Origin of the sequence: Tenacibaculum sp. MAR_2010_89 (genome assembly GCF_900105985.1) — a bacterium.
Lineage (GTDB): Bacteria > Bacteroidota > Bacteroidia > Flavobacteriales > Flavobacteriaceae > Polaribacter > Polaribacter halocynthiae.
Genome location: NZ_FNUB01000005.1, coordinates 3,338,768 through 3,358,210, shown reverse-complemented (window position 1 = coordinate 3,358,210; position 19,443 = coordinate 3,338,768). Strand labels below are relative to the sequence as shown.

The 19,443-nt window shown below is 26.5% G+C and carries 27 protein-coding genes; all 27 read left to right on the top strand.

What is annotated here, in order from left to right:
• The first annotated feature begins 22 nt into the window (after positions 1-22).
• The 27 genes from BLV71_RS18220 (at position 23) to BLV71_RS18090 (ending at position 19,431) form a co-directional block, all read left to right on the top strand.
• Complete coding sequence (locus BLV71_RS18220) at positions 23-409, top strand: hypothetical protein (RefSeq protein WP_093871919.1); 387 nt, start codon at positions 23-25, stop codon at positions 407-409.
• A gap of 152 nt (positions 410-561) precedes the next feature.
• On the top strand, positions 562-912 hold the full coding sequence (locus BLV71_RS18215; RefSeq protein WP_093871918.1) for a hypothetical protein: 351 nt from the start codon (positions 562-564) through the stop codon (positions 910-912).
• Between the two features lies 1 nt (position 913).
• Positions 914-1,159 carry a hypothetical protein gene (locus BLV71_RS18210; protein ID WP_093871917.1) on the top strand — a complete coding sequence of 82 codons (246 nt, stop codon included), beginning with the start codon at positions 914-916 and terminating at the stop codon, positions 1,157-1,159.
• A gap of 76 nt (positions 1,160-1,235) precedes the next feature.
• Complete coding sequence (locus BLV71_RS18205) at positions 1,236-2,771, top strand: PA3715 family protein (RefSeq protein ID WP_143032821.1); 1,536 nt, start codon at positions 1,236-1,238, stop codon at positions 2,769-2,771.
• Between the two features lie 80 nt (positions 2,772-2,851).
• Positions 2,852-3,139, top strand: coding sequence for a hypothetical protein (locus BLV71_RS18200; RefSeq protein WP_093871915.1), 288 nt, complete (start codon positions 2,852-2,854; stop codon positions 3,137-3,139).
• 27 nt (positions 3,140-3,166) lie between these two features.
• On the top strand, positions 3,167-5,119 hold the full coding sequence (locus tag BLV71_RS18195; RefSeq protein ID WP_093871914.1) for a PA3715 family protein: 1,953 nt from the start codon (positions 3,167-3,169) through the stop codon (positions 5,117-5,119).
• 52 nt (positions 5,120-5,171) lie between these two features.
• The gene (locus tag BLV71_RS18190; RefSeq protein WP_093871913.1) at positions 5,172-5,897 is read left to right on the top strand and encodes a hypothetical protein; all 726 of its coding nucleotides are present in this window, start codon (positions 5,172-5,174) and stop codon (positions 5,895-5,897) included.
• 171 nt (positions 5,898-6,068) lie between these two features.
• A complete protein-coding gene (locus BLV71_RS18185) occupies positions 6,069-6,524 on the top strand; it encodes a hypothetical protein (protein WP_143032820.1) in 456 nt (151 codons plus the stop codon).
• A 2-nt stretch (positions 6,525-6,526) separates the two neighbouring features.
• On the top strand, positions 6,527-6,904 hold the full coding sequence (locus tag BLV71_RS18180) for a hypothetical protein (protein ID WP_093871911.1): 378 nt from the start codon (positions 6,527-6,529) through the stop codon (positions 6,902-6,904).
• Positions 6,901-7,305, top strand: a complete 405-nt coding sequence (locus tag BLV71_RS18175) for a hypothetical protein (protein ID WP_093871910.1) — start codon at positions 6,901-6,903, stop codon at positions 7,303-7,305. Before BLV71_RS18180 ends, BLV71_RS18175 begins: the two co-directional genes overlap by 4 nt.
• A gap of 99 nt (positions 7,306-7,404) precedes the next feature.
• The gene (locus tag BLV71_RS18170) at positions 7,405-8,040 is read left to right on the top strand and encodes a SanA/YdcF family protein (protein WP_093871909.1); all 636 of its coding nucleotides are present in this window, start codon (positions 7,405-7,407) and stop codon (positions 8,038-8,040) included.
• A gap of 20 nt (positions 8,041-8,060) precedes the next feature.
• The gene (locus tag BLV71_RS18165; protein WP_093871908.1) at positions 8,061-8,525 is read left to right on the top strand and encodes a Rieske (2Fe-2S) protein; all 465 of its coding nucleotides are present in this window, start codon (positions 8,061-8,063) and stop codon (positions 8,523-8,525) included.
• Positions 8,526-8,567: 42 nt separating this feature from the next.
• A complete protein-coding gene (locus BLV71_RS18160; protein ID WP_093871907.1) occupies positions 8,568-9,080 on the top strand; it encodes a hypothetical protein in 513 nt (170 codons plus the stop codon).
• Positions 9,081-9,099: 19 nt separating this feature from the next.
• Positions 9,100-9,924 (top strand): SH3 domain-containing protein, encoded by an 825-nt coding sequence (locus BLV71_RS18155; protein WP_093871906.1) that lies wholly within the window; start codon positions 9,100-9,102, stop codon positions 9,922-9,924.
• Positions 9,896-10,078 (top strand): hypothetical protein, encoded by a 183-nt coding sequence (locus BLV71_RS18150; protein WP_093871905.1) that lies wholly within the window; start codon positions 9,896-9,898, stop codon positions 10,076-10,078. The genes BLV71_RS18155 and BLV71_RS18150 overlap by 29 nt, the downstream gene beginning before the upstream one ends.
• 39 nt (positions 10,079-10,117) lie before the next feature.
• Positions 10,118-10,732, top strand: a complete 615-nt coding sequence (locus BLV71_RS18145) for a DUF6714 family protein (RefSeq protein ID WP_093871904.1) — start codon at positions 10,118-10,120, stop codon at positions 10,730-10,732.
• Between the two features lies 1 nt (position 10,733).
• Positions 10,734-11,513: a hypothetical protein gene (locus tag BLV71_RS18140; protein WP_176974440.1), complete on the top strand. Its 780-nt coding sequence runs from the start codon at positions 10,734-10,736 to the stop codon at positions 11,511-11,513.
• A gap of 43 nt (positions 11,514-11,556) precedes the next feature.
• Positions 11,557-11,976, top strand: a complete 420-nt coding sequence (locus tag BLV71_RS18135; RefSeq protein ID WP_093871903.1) for a hypothetical protein — start codon at positions 11,557-11,559, stop codon at positions 11,974-11,976.
• A 25-nt stretch (positions 11,977-12,001) separates the two neighbouring features.
• Positions 12,002-12,487 carry an SRPBCC family protein gene (locus BLV71_RS18130; RefSeq protein WP_093871902.1) on the top strand — a complete coding sequence of 162 codons (486 nt, stop codon included), beginning with the start codon at positions 12,002-12,004 and terminating at the stop codon, positions 12,485-12,487.
• Positions 12,488-13,017: 530 nt separating this feature from the next.
• Entirely contained in the window at positions 13,018-13,416 is a 399-nt protein-coding gene (locus BLV71_RS18125; RefSeq protein WP_093871901.1) for a hypothetical protein, read from the top strand.
• Between the two features lie 170 nt (positions 13,417-13,586).
• Positions 13,587-14,258 carry a hypothetical protein gene (locus tag BLV71_RS18120; RefSeq protein WP_093871900.1) on the top strand — a complete coding sequence of 224 codons (672 nt, stop codon included), beginning with the start codon at positions 13,587-13,589 and terminating at the stop codon, positions 14,256-14,258.
• Positions 14,259-14,276: 18 nt separating this feature from the next.
• On the top strand, positions 14,277-14,720 hold the full coding sequence (locus BLV71_RS18115; protein ID WP_158530808.1) for a lipocalin family protein: 444 nt from the start codon (positions 14,277-14,279) through the stop codon (positions 14,718-14,720).
• Between the two features lie 32 nt (positions 14,721-14,752).
• Entirely contained in the window at positions 14,753-15,145 is a 393-nt protein-coding gene (locus BLV71_RS18110; protein ID WP_093871898.1) for a hypothetical protein, read from the top strand.
• 361 nt (positions 15,146-15,506) lie between these two features.
• Positions 15,507-16,184 carry a helix-turn-helix domain-containing protein gene (locus BLV71_RS18105; protein WP_093871897.1) on the top strand — a complete coding sequence of 226 codons (678 nt, stop codon included), beginning with the start codon at positions 15,507-15,509 and terminating at the stop codon, positions 16,182-16,184.
• A gap of 21 nt (positions 16,185-16,205) precedes the next feature.
• The gene (locus BLV71_RS18100; RefSeq protein WP_093871896.1) at positions 16,206-17,690 is read left to right on the top strand and encodes an alpha/beta hydrolase family protein; all 1,485 of its coding nucleotides are present in this window, start codon (positions 16,206-16,208) and stop codon (positions 17,688-17,690) included.
• Positions 17,691-17,882: 192 nt separating this feature from the next.
• Positions 17,883-18,530 (top strand): hypothetical protein, encoded by a 648-nt coding sequence (locus BLV71_RS18095; RefSeq protein WP_176974439.1) that lies wholly within the window; start codon positions 17,883-17,885, stop codon positions 18,528-18,530.
• Positions 18,531-18,576: 46 nt separating this feature from the next.
• Entirely contained in the window at positions 18,577-19,431 is an 855-nt protein-coding gene (locus BLV71_RS18090; RefSeq protein WP_093871894.1) for a helix-turn-helix domain-containing protein, read from the top strand.
• The last annotated feature ends 12 nt before the right edge of the window (positions 19,432-19,443 follow it).

Sequence of the window (19,443 nt, the reverse complement as noted above, 5' to 3'; positions counted from 1 at the left end):
TAAGAATATAAAAACAATAAAAATGGAAAAAATAGTTACAATTAAAACTGAATACAATTCTTTAGAAACATTACATAATTTTTTAAAAAATGCATCATCATTTGAATGCTCTAAAGAGTATGACAAATGGGAGGTAAGAACAGATGCTAATGGACAAATGGAGCAATGTCTTGTTCTTAAAAAAAGTGGAATGCATGCTGTAAAACTATATTTTCCAAGAGAAAATACAGTGAAAATAAGTTATATCATTCCAAATTCATTTATGAATGCTTATTTTGGTAAAAGTGTAAAAGCACGAAGAGATATTCTTGAAATTGTTACAGGGAAAATAAAAGAAGCATTGTTAGCACCTGCGCAGAAAAAAGCTTTTAAAGAGTTAGAAAAGGTAGTTCATAAAGCTACAATGTAATAATGCTATGTAAAACTAAAAAACAAACGTTGATAATGTAAAGGAATATAGAAAAACACAATTTACTAGCGTAGAGCTAAAAACAATTATTTTTTTTAAGTAAAGCAAATTATTAGATCTATTGTGTAAGAAAAAAGATAATCTAAAAATAAATGAAAATCTTAAAGCAAATTATAATTTATTGTATTTGGACGCTTGTAGCATTATTAATAGGTATTGGTTACATGCGTTGTATGCAGGTTGTTTTGGGAGTCAATGAGATACCTGTTAAAGGTGGGTGGAACTTATTACACGCTTTTTTTTATTGGGGAGCTATTTATGTGGGATTAATTATTGGAGTTGTTATAGCCCTTTTATTTATTTTTTTGGATGTTTTTTATCTTAAAAAGAAATTGAAAAAAAATATGGAAGCTACAATCATTCGTTTTCTGTTTCTTACACTAATAACAATGTTTGTAGGAGGAGTACATTATGTGTTAGAAAAAGTTATTGATGTAATTTAAAATGGAAAAGAAGGAAGAATTACAAATGGTTTTACTAGAATTTGTAAAAAGAGGAAATTGTTTTACTCAAAAAACAAGAGAGGTTCTTTTAGAATATAAAAAACTTGGGGGAACTCAAAATGATGTAGTAAAAGTGTTATATAAAATGAAAGAAGAAAATATTACTAATCAAACAGTTCAACATGCTGTAGATGATATTTTAGACATAGCTACTGGTTATTGTGGTATAGAGATGAGAGTTTGGTAAAAATGAGCAAAGAAAATTAATTATTGAGACAATTAAAGGAGAGTTATTTATAGAAAGGATAATGTTTAAAAACCAAATGAATAAGATAGTATTCATATTTGTATGTATTGTATTTCACCATTTTTGTTATGCTCAAGTTGATTATAGTGAAGATTGGGGGAGATATAATAGAAAACATATTAGTAATGAAGGCTCAATTATTGATGTTACTAAACAAATAATTTATAAAAAAAACTTAGCATCTTTATTAAAAGGTACTTACCCAGGTTTTAGCACTGAAAAAGAAATTATTCCTTTATATGGTCTTTTAGGCGATAGTTTTAATAAAATTGAGTTTGTTTTTACTGAAGTAAAAAAAAGTAAAAACGATCATTCTTTATACAGGGTAAAAGGTAAAACAAAATGTAATGGAAGTATTAATGATTTTAAAGGTGAAATTACTTTTAAAAAAGCAATTGCTAATACTTCTAATGTACCTGTTGAAGTTGCCTTAATAGGAACTTATAAATTAATTGAAAATACTAGAGGAAAAGATTCAGGCGCATATATCGGTCAATTAAAAATGATACTTTTTACTAATAACATCTATGCTGATGATGTTTCATTTGATATGGATGCTACCTATGAAGATGGAGCAGTAAGAGGATTTGTAGGAGTAAAGAAAAATTATAAAGAAAATAGCTCACAAAGTTGTATTTGGGGATTTAGAAGGTTTCCTTATAAATATGCAAAACACTTTGATATTGGAGATGGAGAGGAAGTAATAAATTTAAAATATGCCAAGCCTTGGTTTAATTTTTCCGAGCAAAAATGGGATAGTATAGTAAATGAGAAGGATAGAAATTTTTATTTACATACTAGTTATAAAGATAAAGGGATTCATACTTCTAATGAAAAATATATAAAACCAGAAAATGTTTCTTGGTATAAGTTAAACTCTATTGAATTAGAGAATAGAATAATTAAGAGCTTAAATTTAAGCACTAATAAAATTGAAGTCAAATTACAGAAAGAACTTTCTAATAATGAAACTCTAATTATATTAGGTGAAGTTGAAGGAGCTATTTTTGATTCTGATGATTATAGGTTAACAAGTCATATTGTAATCGTAAATTCAGTAACAGGAAACATTAAAAATTACTTTTCAGAAAACTCTAAAGCAAACGGTTGGATTTCTAATGCTGAGTTTATAGATAATATTCGTATTGATACTAAAAGATATGAATTATCTGTAGGCATATTAACTTTTGGAATTATAACTAGTTTCAGAACAAGTTCTCAATCTAATCCTTACCGTAGTAACTATCTTTCACTGTATACAAAAGAAGGAAACAAGTTAAAGAAAGTACTAGACAATATAGTATTAGATGAATATTCAGGAGAAGCTACTGTAAATAAAAATGCTTGTTATTCTAATGTAAAAACTGAAAAAAATGAATTGGTTGTCAGAAAATCTGTTACTAATGGGTATCACGATATTCTTATAAAAAAAAGACAATGCAATTTAATTTCAGAAATTAATTCAGAAGGAGACTGTAATCAAGTAGAAAAAGAATGCGAAAAAAAAACATTTATTCTTAGATATAATACTTTAGAATATAAACAGAGGTGAATAGAGTAAAATTTATTTATAAAGTATTATTTATAGTAATATTAAGTATTGTTGTTTTAGTCATATGTTTTTATAATTCAATGACTTTTTTAAAGTCATATAAAAGTCCTGATGGAAATTTTGAGTTGATTATAAAAAGGAGTGATTTAGATTTTTTTACCTCAACTATGCCAGGAGATGGTTCTAGTTTTTATGTAGAAACTGTTTTAAAAGATGCTCAGGGAAGGGTAATTGGTTCGACCAGAAATAATAATAATTGTGCTATTTTTAAAGATAGTATTGAGGTGCATTGGGACATGAAAAATAATGAAGTACGCTATGGAAGAGGAAAAACAATTAACCTTAAAACAGGCAAAGTATTATGTTAATAAATTAGAAAATAGAAAGACATACAAATGAAAAACATATATATATTAATTATACTAGTATTTTTTTCATGTGCTCAAAACACAAATGAAAAGAAAGAAAGAGTTCTTAAGGTACAAGATATTAGTGAACAAATAGTAGGGACTTCTACGGATAAAGTAGAAGATGCAAAGGAAAGTAGTATTGAATATACTGTAGAAGACATTTCAGGAGTATATGAATTGGTACATGGTAAAACTCATATTATTGGTGACAATAATTTTGAGATTTACAAAGCAGCTATTGTAATTATTAGATTATCTGAAACTGATTTTGGCTTTTATTCTGCTAATAAAACAAAAGGAATTTCACCAATAGGTGATTTTGGAGTTTTAAGAAGTTTTAAAAACGACTTTTATAAATTAGCAATATGTAATGAGGAAGGTGTTGAAGGCTATGATAAAAACAATTTTAGTAATGGGCTTTATTTGCATAATAAAGTTTTCATCCATAAAAAAGGAGGTTTATTAGGAGTAATTAAGTATGGAAGTAATTTTAGAAACTACATGCTTTATAAGAAAAAGAAAGATGAATCTGATTTTTATATATCATTAAATAAAACAATTAAAAATACGAAACAAGAATATTATAAATACCTCGAAAATTATAAAAAAGCAAAAAACTTCGATGCTGCTAAACTGAAAATAGAACACCAATTTAATGGTGATGTTTGGTTAACAAAACACTTTCATAAAGAAAATTATAAAAGTTTTAAAAACACACATTCGTATCAAAATCCATATCAAGAAGGCCAGTTTATAAAAGAAGATGCCACTTTTATAAGTCAATTTGAAAATCCAAATTTTAACAAGGTTATTAATGAGATTAGAGTTAGGTCATTGCCTTTAGTTGATAACACAAATTTTGATAGTTTTATTGAAGAAGGTGATTATAATGAGGTAAATATAAAAGCGTTAAAATTAGAGGAAGTTTACCCTAAGTTAAATAAAGAAGGTTATAATTACAGAGCTATAGCTTCTTATAAAGTGAAGATTTCAAAAGCATTTCATTCAGTTATAGTAACTATAAAAAAGGGAGACAATGAAATGGAGTCTCGATTAATTAATTACGACTTTGAAGGTAATATTCTTGATTCTAAAGTAATTTCTTATGATGAAATTGCTGAAGCACAATCAAAAATTGAATCTAAAATTGAAAAAAATAAGCTAACAATTCATAATATTTTATGGATAGATGAAAAGAAAATTGAAACAACATTTTTTGAAATAAAATCAAATGGAAAAATAATTCCTATTTCTAAAGAAGAAGAGTTAATTGATAGTGTAATTGAACAACTAAATTTAGACCTTTCAAAGGTTAATACTGATTTGTTGGTAACCAAGACTATGCCTAACAATTCACAAGAAATTATTATGGTTATTCCAGCATATGCAGATACTAATAATGACGAACATCACTTTGAATTAAATAGTCATATTGTAATTGTAAATAGTAATACTGGAAAAATAACTCATAAGTATTTTGAAAGTTCTCAAACTAATGGTTGGGTTTCAGATGCGATACAACTAAGAGAAATAACGATTGATACTGCTCCTTATCTAGTTTCGAAAAACAATAGAGCTTTTGGAGTTAAAGTGCATTATTATGGAAGTTCTAAAGCCAATCCATATAGTAATAAAACTATTTCACTGTTTATAAAGTCAAAAAACAAGTTAAAAAAACTACTGCATAATTATGATGTAATGAACTATGGAGGAGAATGGAATACCGAATGTGTTGGAGAATTTACAGATGTTAAGAATACACTCATTATGTCAAAAGAAAAGACGAATGAATATTTTGATATCATGATAAAAAGTAAAGTTACAGAGATTGAAAATAGTGTAGGTGAAAATGGAGAATGCGATTCTAATGAAAAAACAACTACAAAATCAGTAGTATTAAAATTCAATGGAGAAAAATATATAAAGAATAAAAATTAATTAAACGCTAGTGTATTACTATACATCTAACTTATAACTATAAAGTATAAAGATGAAAAATAAAGCTTTTTCTTTAGCTATGTGGTGTATAATTTTAATAGCATGTGCTTCAAACAATCCTTTAGAAAAGAAACTTGAATTATTTCAAACCCCACCAGGATATCAATACCCTATAGATAGTACAGGTTATTCAGAAATAAAAAGTTCAATATTTTTTACTAAAAACAGCAATGCTGAAGTGTTTACGATGAATAGTAATAATCTATATTTGGTAGATTTTAATAATGATGGAGAAAAAGATGTAATCTATCAAGATAATCGACATTATCAAACAACTATGTTATTAGTAAAAAAGGGAAATGATTTTGTCGAAATATGGAAAAGACCAGGAAGATTAGTAGATGTAAAACAAGGAAAAAAAACTACTTTTTTTGTTTTAAATGACGCTATAGGTTGCCTTAATGAATCAATACTATCTGAGCTTATGATTAAGAATGATACTGTTATTGTAGAAAACATATTAACCCTTCATGTAGATACTAAACTTAATAACATAAATAAAACATTAAAAAGACAACGAGTTTCAGGAGTTTTAAGAACACAAGCTGTTGTAGATGACACAAAGAAAAAGGACCCTTGTACAGGAGATGTGAAAATTGGAAACCAACTTAAAACTATAGAAGATAAAGAGGTTACAGTTATTAAAAACCAAGATGAATGGTTGCTAGTAGTTTTTAAAGAAGTAGATAGAAGCATGATAGGTTGGGTGAAAATTTAATTCGTAAAAATATACAGTTTTAAAGTGTAATTGTAAAAGGATTGATATAAGAGAATTAACTGAAGAAAGAAAAGAACTTTGGGTAAATAGATGCATAGAATGTTGATTTTAAATAGTGCTTTAAAAAGGTTGTTGATAGTTAGATATAATAATATTTTAAATATAGATAAGATGAAGTTGGAAAACTTTACAAGTACTGATGAGAAACGAATTTTTATAATGATTTTGTTGATTTTTACATGTTGTTTTTCGTCTTATGCTCAAAAAATGAATACTTATTTACATAAAGAATTGAATGCAAATGTAGGCTCAATTTGTGAAGAAACACCAGATGATAATCCTTGTGCAGGTAGTGAAATATATTTAAGCCTTCTATTTGATGAGAAAAAAGTAGAAATAGCTGAAAAAGAAATTTCTACTTGTGGTAAAGAATCTATATCATTAATAGGTACCTTTAATTGGAAATTAGTAAAAAACCAGAAAATTATAATAGATTTTGCTACAGAAAAAACAAAAGGTACTTATGCAGAGAAATTGTTTTTAGAATTAAAGCAACAACAACTTATAGGAAGTGTTACTGATTTAAATGGACGAGTAATTAAGTATGTATTTAAAGAGAAAAATTAGATTTGAAAAATAAAGAGTTAAAAAATAATTTACATTTTGTAGGAGAAACAGAAGGTGTTATTTTTAATCATAATTCTTTCTGTGAAATGATTAAACATATCATGGTAAGATATGGAGAAATAACATATGAAAAGGCTAACGAAAAATTAAAAAACAGTTTTTTAATAGAAGAACCAGAATCTAAAGTTGATGTAGAGTTTTTAGGTCATGAATTAGAATTTCATTGGGCAATGCTAGCACTTCATGGTGATATGTACTGGATAAAAGGAATTCCAAGTGATTATAATAATTTTAAAAAAGAATATCTAGCTTGGGAAAAAGCAATTAAACTAAAGTACAAGTTAAAAGAATTGTATATCTATTACGAAATAAAAAAATGAAATACTTTTATTGTATACTAATACTCATAATTAGTTCTTGCTCAGTAAACAAGAAAGAGGTTTCTCTAAAGAAAAGCAATCATGTAATAGAAAAAGCAGGAAGTTTAAAAGAGGAGGTATCTATTCAAAAATTGATGTTGTTAACAAAAGAAGAAGCTGTTGCTAAATATGAAAAAGCTTCTTTTATAGAACGATTTACTTTAGATGCTGCTTATGGGGAATTTAGAAATAATATAACTAACCAATATCTTCAGGAAGAAAGAGTAAGCAAAACTATTATAATAGATGAGGTTACTTGGGAAAAAGATAAAGAAACATGGATTACAGTTTGGTATGAAGTTCAAGAAAGCAAGTCAATCCCCAAAGCAGTGTATGTATGGGAAAAAGGAACTGAATTTTAAAGAGATATTGGATAAACTTTTTCTTGAAAACCAAACTCTACTAGAAATGTTTTGTTTTTAATATAAAGTGTTATGTTTAACTAATAAAAATAAGATTGAATGAAAAAGAAAAAAATAATAGGAGTACTACTGGTTTTTATAATTCCGTTTATGTTAGTGTTTGTAGCAAATTATTCTATAGAAAAAAATGCAGTAAACAAAACTTTTACTGATTCTAACGAAATAAAAAAGAATAAAGTAGGGCTTGTATTGGGGACTGCAAAAATTCTAAATAATGGTAGGATTAACCTATATTTTAAATATCGAATACAAGCAACGGTAGCGCTTTATAAAAAAGGGAAAATAGATTTTGTCTTGGTTAGTGGTGACAATGGAAATAAAAATTATGATGAACCAACCGATTTTAAAAATGAGCTTATAAAAAAAGGAATTCCAGCAAATAGAATATTTCTTGATTATGCTGGATTTCGAACTTTAGATTCTGTGGTAAGAGCAAAAGAAATTTTTGGGCAAACAAGTGTTACTATTATTTCTCAGAAGTTTCATAATGAACGCGCAATTTTTCTAGCAGAAAAAAATGGAATTAATGCTATAGGGTTTAATGCAAGGGATCTAACTGGAAAATATGGGTTAAAAGTTAGAATTAGAGAATACTTTGCAAGAACAAAAGCTTTTTTAGATATCATGTTTGGAGTAGAACCTAAATTTTTAGGGGAAAAAGTTGAAATAAAATGAAGCAATACTAAAAATAATTAATGATAACAGTAGGTTCTATTTCAAGAGAAAAAGCAACAGAATTTTTTCCTTTTTTACAATTAAAATATCGAGGAAGGAGAAAAGATATCAAGGAATATACACATACATATCCTGAGTTTGTTTTTTGGATTTACCCAAATGGTAAATTATTTAATGCCAAAGATGCTCATAAAAAGAATGTACCTAAAGGATTTGACTATATTTTAAAAGATGAGCCTAATTATGGAGGTTTTTTAAGAGGTAGATTGGCAAGACAGTTTAGAGAACAAATTATTGTAATTTATTGTGAATCCAATGCATTAAACAACAATATTGAAAAAATAAATCAATTTTTAAGTGGAATAAAAGATATCCCAGTACCAGTATCAGTGAACACCTTAGTGGTTTCTGATAATGGTGATATATACGGAACAATATCAGATATAAATAAAAGGCAACTAGCTTTACAAGAAACGAGATTGTAATGTTATTATGTATAGCTATGATTCTTAAGGTTAATTTGTAATATGAAGTTAAATCACACTATAAAAATAGATTTATTAGAATTCTTTAAAACCGGAAAGTTTGATTATTTAAAACTTGGTCAAACTCAAGAATGGATTTTAAATAATTTTCCTGATCCTGATAGTGGATATGATCCTGATACAAATGAAAGTTTTAATATTTGGACGTATGGAGGTATTGAATTGCATTTTGAGGAAGGGGTGTTGTTTTTAATATATTCTGATTATTGGTATGAAGGTAAACTGTTAAATACAAAAGAACTAGTACTTAATAAATGGATTTTTGAAGATATAGATAAACTCACCCTTTTATATGTACTAGCAAAACTAAATGAGGAAAACATAGATTATAAAAAGAAAACAGATAACCTCGGAGTTTTGTTACGCTTAAAAAGTGGTGTGGAATTGACCTTTGGAAACATAAATGATGTTGAAGGATTAAATACCAATGAGTATCATTTAACATCTTTTGCATTGGTAGCTGAAAATCCGTTTCGTTGGAAAGATTATATTTAAGAACATTAAAACTGTATACATGAAAATATTGGTTAAAATATACATGCTGTTTATGTTTAGTAACGTATTAGCACAAGAGTATTATTTTATAAATGCTGAGAATGGTTTAAATGTTCGGTCTAAAAGTAATTCGTCATCATTAAAAATTGCTAAAATTCCATTTGGTGTTGTGGTAGAAAAGCTATTTGATACCAATAAAAAAATAACTATTAATGATAATGGTAAACCAATTGAAGGAAGTTGGATTAAAATAAAGTATAACAATTATATATATTTAGTTTCAAAAGAGGAGAAACCATTTGAAAAAGAGGGGTATGTATTTGATGGTTATTTGAAAAAGGTAAAAAATAAAAATGTAATTAATACGTCAAAGATTAGTCTAACAAAGTTTAATGTATTAAAAGAAAAAATAGAAGAAATAATACATAGGCCTAAAAAAAACGGAAATTTAGATTCAATTAAAAAGATATTAAAAAACCGTGTAACATGGGTAACTAAATTTGAAAATGAAAATTATAAAAGAGAAGATGCTATAAAAAGTATTAAAACTCAAAACGGACAAAAGCTTATACTAAATCAACATAGTAATGATTATGGTTTTTCAGAAGGATGGTCTGGATATTATCCAGCATATAATATTTTAGTTTTAGAAGGAGGGCATTCAAGTGATAAGTGTTTTTCAATTAAAACAGGAGAAACAGAATTAACGATTGGTAACCCTAAATATATAATTTCTTCACCCAAAAATACGTATCGTCTAAATGGTTATTTTGGAGGGCAAGAATGCATATCTTACTTTTTTCAAAAAAAAGTAAATGGAGCATTTATTTATTTATCTTACTGAATTTAACTGGAATAATGATACTTGTACATTTAAGGAATTTCATTGGGTTACTGAAACAGAATTTATTTATAAAATAATTAATTACAGTAAGCAGACTGTAAATGGAGTTGAAGAATATTATGAAGGAAAAATAAAAGAAATTTCTAACAATTAATGGTTTTAAATAGCTTTTTACTTTGGCTAATTTGTTTAAATGATTAAAAAAGAAGAATTAATTAGAAATATCAACGAGGTTTTTAAAAATATAAAACTTGAAGAAGGTATAGGTCTATGGGAAGCGCAAGGGCATGATGATAGATTGACTGCTAAAGAATGTAGAAAACTAAGAGCTAAAGATGAAAGAAATGATTGGACAAAAATATCTTTGATAGATTTATATGCTTGTAATAGTTCCATCACTTTTTTTGATGCTAAAGGAATGCTATTTCATATGCCTAAATATTTACTTGTATCATTAGATGTATATAAAGAGGAAGAAAAAAAGTTGATCGAAAAGGGAATGATCGAAGAGTTTTATAAACCTGATATAACAGATCATTTAATAGCTATAACAAAGCATTTATCTGATGAAAATGATAATCAAAATAAAAAGTTTTATGAGGAGTGTTTTTCGCTATTCAATCATAAACAATTAATGTGTTTAGTGAAATTTATTGAGTACAGAATGAATGAGGTAAGAGATTATTATAAAAGTGATAAAGCTAAAGAATTTGGTTTATTATCTAATGCAGTTTTATATGATAAATATTTTATCCAATTGTATGAAGCGTCAATATGTTTGAAGCAAAAATTAAAAATAAATAATTAATATGAAAAAAATAGGATTACTCATAGCGCTTATATCGTGTACATTAAGTTTTGGACAAAATAAAAGTCAAAAAAAAACTAAAACAATTCATGTTTTTGTTGCTTTATGCGATAATATAAATCAAGGAATAGTTCCTGTTCCAAAATTAATAGGCAACGGGCAAGACCCTAAAAACAACCTTTATTGGGGAGCTTTGTACGGGGTTAAAAATTTCTTGAAAAATAAATCAAATGATTGGGTGTATAAAAAAATGATTACATCGAAAAATACAAACATACTTGAAAGCATATTGTTTAAACATAAAACTAAAAATATTTACTTATTAGCTGAAGCTTATGATGGAGAAAAAATTAAAGTTTGTACCGAAGAATTTTTATTAGCGTCCAATAATAATTTTAAAAGAAGAATCAATTATAATGAGATAAATTTAGAATTTGGTGGAAACTCAGAATTAGTTGCTTATATAGGTCATGATGGATTAATGGAGTTTAAAGTTAACTTAAAATATAAGCAGACTCCATCAAAAAAAATAGATGCTATAATTTTAGCTTGTGCTAGTAAAAATTATTTTCAAAATGAAATAATTAAATCAAAAGCCAATCCTATTTTATGGACTACAAATTTAATGGCACCTGAAGCATACACGCTAGAGGCAGCTTTAAACTCTTGGGTAAAAAAACAGAAAGGTATTCAAATTAAAGAAGCTGCTTCTAAAGCCTATAATAAATATCAAAAATGTGGATTAAGAGGTGCTAGAAGGTTGTTTGTTACAGGGTTTTAACTAAGAAAAAGAATTAAGTATTATTTAAAAGGTTTAAAAGTATATGACTTATAAATATTCTATTTGCTATCCAGAAAAAGAAAATATTGAATACAGAAATACTCCTTTATCTGGAAGTGAAGTTATTGAAATAGCTGAGAACTATCCATGGATTGATAAACTAAATCATTTAAGGTCTTTAAAAGAAAAAGATGTCTATTTCAATCCTGCTCTTGATTTTACTTGTATTGAAAAAGGAACTAGCTTTTGTATGACTGCTAATTTTGACAAAAATCAAGCACTAGAATTCTCTTTATGGTATTCTAGGCCAAAAAAAGTTAAGGTTTTATTCGGATTATTAGGAGAGAAAGAAAAAATGGTTGTTGATGATATTTGGTCGATTAGTTTTAATAAGTCATTGAAATATTTGGAACACTTTATTAAGAGAGATGATTTGTTAATAGAAGAGTTATATAAAAATTAAATTTTATTACATTGAACGATAAAAATTGAAGTTAAAAAACACCATATCTGAAAAAATTACTCTAAATAAAAATATTGAATGGTTGTTTGAATTTACCCAAGATTTTACCAACCGAAAAAAATGGGACAAACAAACTCTTGAAATAGGTTTTCTTGATGATTATACTGGGCTTAAAAAAGGAGCAAAAGTTTACACCAAATCAATAGAAGGAATAAGAATGGATACTGAATATTTAACGTTTGATACTCCAAATGAAATATCAATTCAGATGCTAAATAAATCAAACGTTTTCAAGGACTTCATTGGTATTTGGAATTATATTTCAATTGAAAATGATAAAACCATTTTAAAAATTACTTATAAATTCAATTTAAGATTTCCGTATAACATAATTTCAAAAATAGTTTTTCAAAAAACTCAAAAAAACATTTTGAAAAAACTAGACTTTCTTGAAAATTACCTTTTAAAAATGAATAATGAAGAGCTTAGTAAAGTGGGATGTAAAAAATAAGAAATACACTTTTTTTATTCGAATTATTCTTTAAATTTGGGCAAAAAAGCTATTATGAAAAAAGTTATATTTACTTTTCTGTTTACTTCATTTATTCAATTCTCATGCTCTCAAGATGTAGTTGTCTTAGATAATGTTGCTATCTCTGTGAAAAAATGCTTATTGTAATATCAAGATACGATAAACGAAGAAAATCAAAATACGTTTATTAAAGAATGTCTTGAAAATGCTACAGAAGAACATATGAGTTTACTTCTTAAGTATTATAAAATAGCTAGCTTTAAACAAATCAGCCTTAAAACTTATGTGGTCGACTTGATACCATATATTTCAAAACAATGTAGTTTAAAAGAAGAAAAATTAAAGAAAGTGTTTGCTAAATGGATGAAGTAGGAGCTTTTTAGTTATGTATTGAAACTGAGTTCGGTTGGTGGTGTTTGCATCGAGCTGGTAAAGATTAAATTAAAAAGACTTAATAAAGTAATTGGACAAAATAAAATTGCCAATGCTTACTAAAATAAAAATTGAAAATGACATTAGAAGAAAGAATGATTTTTTGTGGGATATGTACAAATAGAAAAGTTGATTTTAACACTGGGCTTGTATGTGGTTTAACTAGTCAAAAACCTAAATTTGAAAATAAATGTAATTTTTTTTCTAAAGATGAAAAAGAAGCTGAAAGAAAGTTGAAAATGAAACTTGACGCTGCAGGAACTGCTAAAAGCCAATATGGTTCCTTAAACCCTCAAAAGAATATTAATTATGGAGCTTTTTTAGTAGTATCTGGAGTTTTAGTATTATTCTTATTGTCTATTTTATTTGGTGGAATTATATTAACTACTGGAATTTCATTTTTAATTAGAGGATATTCGCAAAATAAAATTTTAAAAGAAAATAAGTCTTTTAATGAAAAATTAAGAAAACAATAAGTATAAGTATTGTTCGAACTTATGAATTTACTTTTATTCTAAGTTTATTTATAAAACCTTAATTATTTCTTTTAATTAGCATTTTTTTAATTAAAAAGAAATAGAATTGTGTTTTTAAAAAACATAAAGCGATCACTTTTAAACTTTATTAAATTGTTAATGGTAATAGAATGAAGATATTTAGAACTATAGTAGCATTTTTACAAGCATTACTTCTTTTTCTTGGATTTAGTTTTTTAAGCGCTGTAATATATTCAGAGTTGAATTCCCCTTACAATATAATTATTGCAATAGCAGTTTTTAGTGTAGGTGTTTTTTTAAGTAGATCACTTTTTAATTTGATAATAAAAAGAGGAGTTCTTTCTGTAATATCTGGTGATAACGCAACCTATGATTTAGATGAATTAGAGCCAACACTAGGTAGTGACGTATTGAAATTAACTCCTGAAGAATTAACAAATCTATTTTCTAAAAATAAACCGAGTTTTAATAAAGGTGTAACAGTATCAATTTGGGGAGATTGGCAAGGTAGACAGTTGGATACAAGACATCAATTAGATTCTTTAAATTTTAATTCGGATAATGATATACTGACTATTAATTTTAGTGATAAATGCATTTTGAAAGTTAAAAGTCCAAGGATAATATTTTATACAAGTAGCTATTTAAAAGTAGTGAAAGCTAAAGAAATACTTTGGGAAGTTCCTGTTGATACTAACTCAAAGAATCAATATAGTTATTTGAATACAGCAGAAAAAATTTACATAAAATCTAATACCAAATGGAAGCCTCATGCTTATGATATTGGTATAGGAATGAATGCTCTTTATTTACAAGGATAACAATTAAGAATGAAAAAAATGAAATTATTTTATAGGCTATTAATCATCTTTATAATTTTCTCATCATGTACAAGTGATGAGAATTCTAATTCAGGTTCAGTGTCAATTATTGGAGATTGGAAAATTACAAAAAAGGCATATTCTTGTTCTTCTAAGACAATACAAGATTTAGGATTAAATCAGTGTGAGAAAAAAATAACAATATCTATTTTAGAGAACGGTAATATTATTTTAAATGATTTCAGATTTTACAATAATGACTGTGTTTTAAAGTCAACAAAAGGGAATTGGAAATTAAATAATAATGAATTAGTGATAACTCTTGAAAATGCAGATGATTTTACATTTACTGAGTTTAAAAATAATATATTAAAAATAGGCTATTACAGTACCGACCCTACAAAAATATGTGATGATACTAGTCAAGTATCTTATTCTTACGTTGAGTTTGTGAAATTATAAACTTTTATAATGGGTTGTAAGTAATTTTAAAAATGAAAAGAGTAGAGTTTGGGTATGTATCTGACTGGAAAAGTAGCTCTATGGCTTATTGGGTTCATATAGAGGAAGGAAAAAGTATTTGGTCTAAATCAGAGAAATTTAATCCTCCTGCACCAATTAAAGATGGAGTTCAAGGTTATCGAAAATTGACTATTGAATTTGATGGTTTTATATTTGAGTTTACTAGCGAAGCTCAATTTGAAGAGTTTATAACTGTTATGAGTAAGAAACTTCTTCCTACTTCTTTTGAACTAGCAAATAAACGTCCAGGTAGTAAAGGTCCAAATAGTCATTGGTTAAGTCGTTTACCAGGGAAAACAAAACCTTGGCGTTATAGAGAAAAGCTAATTCAGTATTGTAAAAAGATAAGTTTTACATCAAAATAGAATTGGACACACCATTTCTTAAGCTATATTAAATAGATTTCTTCGATTTACTACATAAACGATTTAGTCAATTACACTTAGGTTGAGTTTTAGTAATATTTAATAAACTTATGTAGTTTAGGGTATTTTCTCTGTAAAAGTAAATGTTATCAAATCAATGTGCTTATATATCAAAAACAGAATAAGAATTTGTCTTTTTTTCATAGTTTTATTAAACATTGAGGTAATGTGTTCCTAGCCCTAAAAGTCACATGAAAACTAAGCTTACTACGTAAATGTCATATTAATGACGTATTAAATACATTGTTTAAATTTGATAGGAATTAAAGATTGATTTAATCTTGCATTGAATTTAGACATAATGGAGCAACCACAATTAGGAAAAAAAATAATAGAGTTAAGATTAGCAAAAGGTTTAACTCAAACAGAACTAGCAGAAAAGTGTAATTTAAGTTTAAGAACTATTCAAAGAATAGAATCTACAGAAGTTACACCTAGAAGCTATACTCTTAAAATGATATTTAAGATTCTAGATTTTGATGGTTTTATTCCGTTGAATAAAAAGTCTTCGGTAAAAGAAAACTTAAATAAGCCTCAAAAAAATGTAATAATAACTATCCTTTTAATTTTAACAACCTCTATTGTATCTATTATTGGTTTTCAAGTTATCTCAAACTTTAAGAAACAGTCAGCTGAAGAAGTTTCTGAATTTATACAAAAAAATCAATCTAATATAAAAAAATGGATGAACAACAAGCAAGTTGATTCAGTACTTACTTTATACGATGATAATGCATGTATTTTAAACTCAATATGTGGAAAGATTCAAATTAGTGAAATGATGGATAATATTGTAAAAAATGATTATGAATTAATTGAATATAAATCTTTGTCTATTAGTGTAAGTAATATGATTGCTGTAGAAAAATATAAAAATACGTATAGTTATAAAGGAAAAACTAGTAATCAAATTGGGATTACAGAATGGCATTTTAAAAATGGAAAATGGTTAATCATAAATGATGTTTTTCGTAATTAATCAGCCACTAAAATTAAACTTATGAAAGTTAAATTAATCGTTATATTATTTATAATTCTTTTGCAAAGCTGTAAGAATGTAGATTTTGAAAAAAATAAAAAACACTATATAGAAAAACAAACAGAATTTGCAATTCCTATGTGGAATTATATTAAAGGAAATAGTTATCAGCTAAATATTCTCAATCAGAATATTTTCACACAAAAGATAGATTCATTACAACTTATATTCACAAGTTATCTCAATAAGAATAAAGGTAAATTAGACCAAAAAACGTTTAATGAGGAAACAGTGTTAATTAAATTAGCTTTCGATAAATTAATCTTAGAATATCCTGAACTACATAAAAGATATACAGGAAAAAATATAGTTCTATCTAAAAAAAATCAATCAAAACTTAATAAAAATATTAAAGTATTTAATGATACAACGTTTTTTTTAACAAAAGATTTAAAAGATTATGTAGCATCTTATATAAGAATTGAAGCAAATAAAAAATTAGAAAATAGTGTTTTTGGAAAATCAGACAATCAACAGTTACAAGCAGATTTGAGCGTGATAGATGAGGTGTTTACTACTACTAAAATTAGTGATTTTTGGAAGCATAAGTATATAAAGCATCATATTAATAATTTAGGAATAAAAAATATAAATAAGATATATTCAAGCTTTATGATGACTTGTAAAACAGCAGAATATAAAGAAAACATAAGTAAACTGTATACCTCTCATAAAAAGGAGAGAGAAAATCATAGTATAGAAACGTATAAAGAAGTTGATGGTTTTAAATTAGAGCTACATCTTTTTTTACCTAATAAAGAAAAATTTAAAGGAAACCGACCAACTATAGTTCAATTTCATGGAGGTAGTTGGTCTGAAGGTAAACCAGATTGGTTTTTTAGTACAGCAGAGGAGTATGCGAAACAGGGTTGGGTAGTTGCTGTAGTTGAGTATAGAATTAAAGGGAAACAGAATACTTATCCTTTTGAAGCTGTTAAAGATGCAAAATCTTCAATACGTTGGATAAGAGAGAACTCTGAAGTATACAATATTAATGTAAATAAAATTATAGCTACTGGTAATTCAGCAGGTGGGCATTTGTCTTTAGCAATTTCATTGGTTAATAATTGGAATGAAAAATCCGATAACCTTAAAACAAGTGCAATGCCAAACGTTATTGTTGTAAATTCTGGAGTTTATGATTTAACAACAAACTCTAATAGATGGATAGTTGAAAAAAAACTAAATAAAGATGTAGTAAAAGAAATTTCACCAAATCATTTGTTAAAAAAGAGTAAAGTAAAAATGCTTTTAATTCATGGAGATAAAGATAAAAACTGTCCTTATGAAACTGCTCAATATTTTTACAAACAAATGAGTGTATTAGGTAATGATATCCAGTTTTATACAGTTAAAGATGCAGATCATTGGATATGGTTTGGAAAACATTCAAAAGAAGTATCGAAAGTAACAAGAGAGTATTTAAGAAAATTAAACTTTAACTAAAATTAGTTGCAATCGTCTGTAATCTTATTTTTGATATAACATATTGTTATACTGATGTAAGAATATAAATGTTCATTACGAAAAAAGGATGAATAACCAATAAAATCATAAATAGCTTCAACAATTAATTTCAAGTATTTTTACGTTAAAATTATAGCAATATTTATATTTGATGGAATTAATACTAAATAAATGATTAAAAAATCATTGAAATATTTAATAATCATCCTTTTAAATTTACTATTTCTAACAATCTTACTTTTGTTTTGGACAGATAAATTTGAGTTAGAATTTAATAAGTTAGTTCGTCCAATTGAGTTTTTGAAATTAATTGGAATATCACTAGTAGGGCTAGTTCTTATAGGAGTTTTGACTATAGTTTTCCGAAAATTAAATGTTGAATCATTAAAAACAAGAATAGGAATAGTTGTAGTTTTTATTTTAATAATCAACTCATATTTTTATATTGATTATGGAATGAGAATATATAGCAACAAAATAACAAATAGTGAATTTCGTGAGGAAGCATTAAAAAAAATCAGTAATGTAGGAATAGAGCTTGCTTACGGAACCCAAGCTGAGAATTTGACAGGAAAAGAATATTTAGAAATAACAAAAATTAAATGGTTTCCCAAGTTACCGATAAAAGCCGAGAACATAAGTTTTAGGTATGATTATGATGGTTTTTTACCAGATTATTCATTTTCGTTAAGCTATGATTTACCAAAGGAGATGAAAGTTGATACTATGAATTATAAAGATGGAACTTTTTCAAAAAGTCAGAACTTTAAAGTTATTGGTGATAGAAAAAGAGTTATTTATTATGAAGGACAATGGTAAAATTGAAAACTACAATAACTAAAATCTAATAAAGGCAAATAAAGGAATGAATCGTGAAATTATAGACATAAATGATTGTACAATATTATTAGAAGAAGCTTCTACTAATAAAAATAGTTTGATCGATTCTTGTTTCTTTGACGAACCAGTTATTGCTATTGCTTTTTATGGAGCAGGAGATGTTAGTTTGAAAGTTAAATACGATGGAAAAACCAAAGAGTTTCATCATACTAAGGGAATGATTTTGTCATTTTATGCTGATAAAAAAGTAGAGTTTGAGCATCATGTATCTGCTCAAAAACCTTTGCAATGTTTGGTAATTACAACAACAATTAAAAATTTAGATAAATTACCCAATGGAGAAGGTCAGTTTTTAGAGCAGTTTTTGTACCAGCTTGTTCATCCCAAAGATCATTATGTTGAAGGCCCCGTGTTTAATATGACTCCAGAAATGTTTTTGTTAGTTGAACAATTCTTTAATAATAAATATGAAGGAAATCTTAAAATGATGTTCTATAAAAGTCATATGAGCGCTCTACTTTCTCATTATTTTGGAGAGTTGGCTTTTCAAAAGGCTACTGAAATAAATACTTCACTGCTTAAAAAAATAAACCATGCTCAAGAAATACTGTTGTCTGATTTAGAAAATCCACCATCTTTAACTGAATTAGCACATAAAATAGGAACCAATACTAATAAACTTAAAATAGAATTCAAAGCGCAGTTTGGTGTTCCGGTTTTTAAATACTTACAAAACGAACGATTAAAGAAAGCTTACAGCTTAATTAAAAATGAACAAAAAACTATTCAAGAAGCTGCTTGGGCAGTTGGTTATGATAGTTTAGGCTCTTTTTCGAATGCTTTTGAAAAAAAATTTGGATACAGGCCAAGTCAAGTATAAGATTCTTTTCGA

Bases quoted from the DNA above. Each gene is read 5' to 3' on its own strand.
- BLV71_RS18220 (WP_093871919.1), top strand. From the start codon at position 23: ATGGAAAAAATAGTTACAATTAAAACTGAATACAATTCTTTAGAAACA.
- BLV71_RS18215 (WP_093871918.1), top strand. From the start codon at position 562: ATGAAAATCTTAAAGCAAATTATAATTTATTGTATTTGGACGCTTGTA.
- BLV71_RS18210 (WP_093871917.1), top strand. From the start codon at position 914: ATGGAAAAGAAGGAAGAATTACAAATGGTTTTACTAGAATTTGTAAAA.
- BLV71_RS18205 (WP_143032821.1), top strand. From the start codon at position 1,236: ATGAATAAGATAGTATTCATATTTGTATGTATTGTATTTCACCATTTT.
- BLV71_RS18200 (WP_093871915.1), top strand. From the start codon at position 2,852: ATGACTTTTTTAAAGTCATATAAAAGTCCTGATGGAAATTTTGAGTTG.
- BLV71_RS18195 (WP_093871914.1), top strand. From the start codon at position 3,167: ATGAAAAACATATATATATTAATTATACTAGTATTTTTTTCATGTGCT.
- BLV71_RS18190 (WP_093871913.1), top strand. From the start codon at position 5,172: ATGAAAAATAAAGCTTTTTCTTTAGCTATGTGGTGTATAATTTTAATA.
- BLV71_RS18185 (WP_143032820.1), top strand. From the start codon at position 6,069: ATGAAGTTGGAAAACTTTACAAGTACTGATGAGAAACGAATTTTTATA.
- BLV71_RS18175 (WP_093871910.1), top strand. From the start codon at position 6,901: ATGAAATACTTTTATTGTATACTAATACTCATAATTAGTTCTTGCTCA.
- BLV71_RS18170 (WP_093871909.1), top strand. From the start codon at position 7,405: ATGAAAAAGAAAAAAATAATAGGAGTACTACTGGTTTTTATAATTCCG.
- BLV71_RS18165 (WP_093871908.1), top strand. From the start codon at position 8,061: ATGATAACAGTAGGTTCTATTTCAAGAGAAAAAGCAACAGAATTTTTT.
- BLV71_RS18160 (WP_093871907.1), top strand. From the start codon at position 8,568: ATGAAGTTAAATCACACTATAAAAATAGATTTATTAGAATTCTTTAAA.
- BLV71_RS18155 (WP_093871906.1), top strand. From the start codon at position 9,100: ATGAAAATATTGGTTAAAATATACATGCTGTTTATGTTTAGTAACGTA.
- BLV71_RS18150 (WP_093871905.1), top strand. From the start codon at position 9,896: ATGGAGCATTTATTTATTTATCTTACTGAATTTAACTGGAATAATGAT.
- BLV71_RS18145 (WP_093871904.1), top strand. From the start codon at position 10,118: ATGATTAAAAAAGAAGAATTAATTAGAAATATCAACGAGGTTTTTAAA.
- BLV71_RS18140 (WP_176974440.1), top strand. From the start codon at position 10,734: ATGAAAAAAATAGGATTACTCATAGCGCTTATATCGTGTACATTAAGT.
- BLV71_RS18135 (WP_093871903.1), top strand. From the start codon at position 11,557: ATGACTTATAAATATTCTATTTGCTATCCAGAAAAAGAAAATATTGAA.
- BLV71_RS18125 (WP_093871901.1), top strand. From the start codon at position 13,018: ATGACATTAGAAGAAAGAATGATTTTTTGTGGGATATGTACAAATAGA.
- BLV71_RS18120 (WP_093871900.1), top strand. From the start codon at position 13,587: ATGAAGATATTTAGAACTATAGTAGCATTTTTACAAGCATTACTTCTT.
- BLV71_RS18115 (WP_158530808.1), top strand. From the start codon at position 14,277: ATGAAATTATTTTATAGGCTATTAATCATCTTTATAATTTTCTCATCA.
- BLV71_RS18110 (WP_093871898.1), top strand. From the start codon at position 14,753: ATGAAAAGAGTAGAGTTTGGGTATGTATCTGACTGGAAAAGTAGCTCT.
- BLV71_RS18105 (WP_093871897.1), top strand. From the start codon at position 15,507: ATGGAGCAACCACAATTAGGAAAAAAAATAATAGAGTTAAGATTAGCA.
- BLV71_RS18100 (WP_093871896.1), top strand. From the start codon at position 16,206: ATGAAAGTTAAATTAATCGTTATATTATTTATAATTCTTTTGCAAAGC.
- BLV71_RS18095 (WP_176974439.1), top strand. From the start codon at position 17,883: ATGATTAAAAAATCATTGAAATATTTAATAATCATCCTTTTAAATTTA.
- BLV71_RS18090 (WP_093871894.1), top strand. From the start codon at position 18,577: ATGAATCGTGAAATTATAGACATAAATGATTGTACAATATTATTAGAA.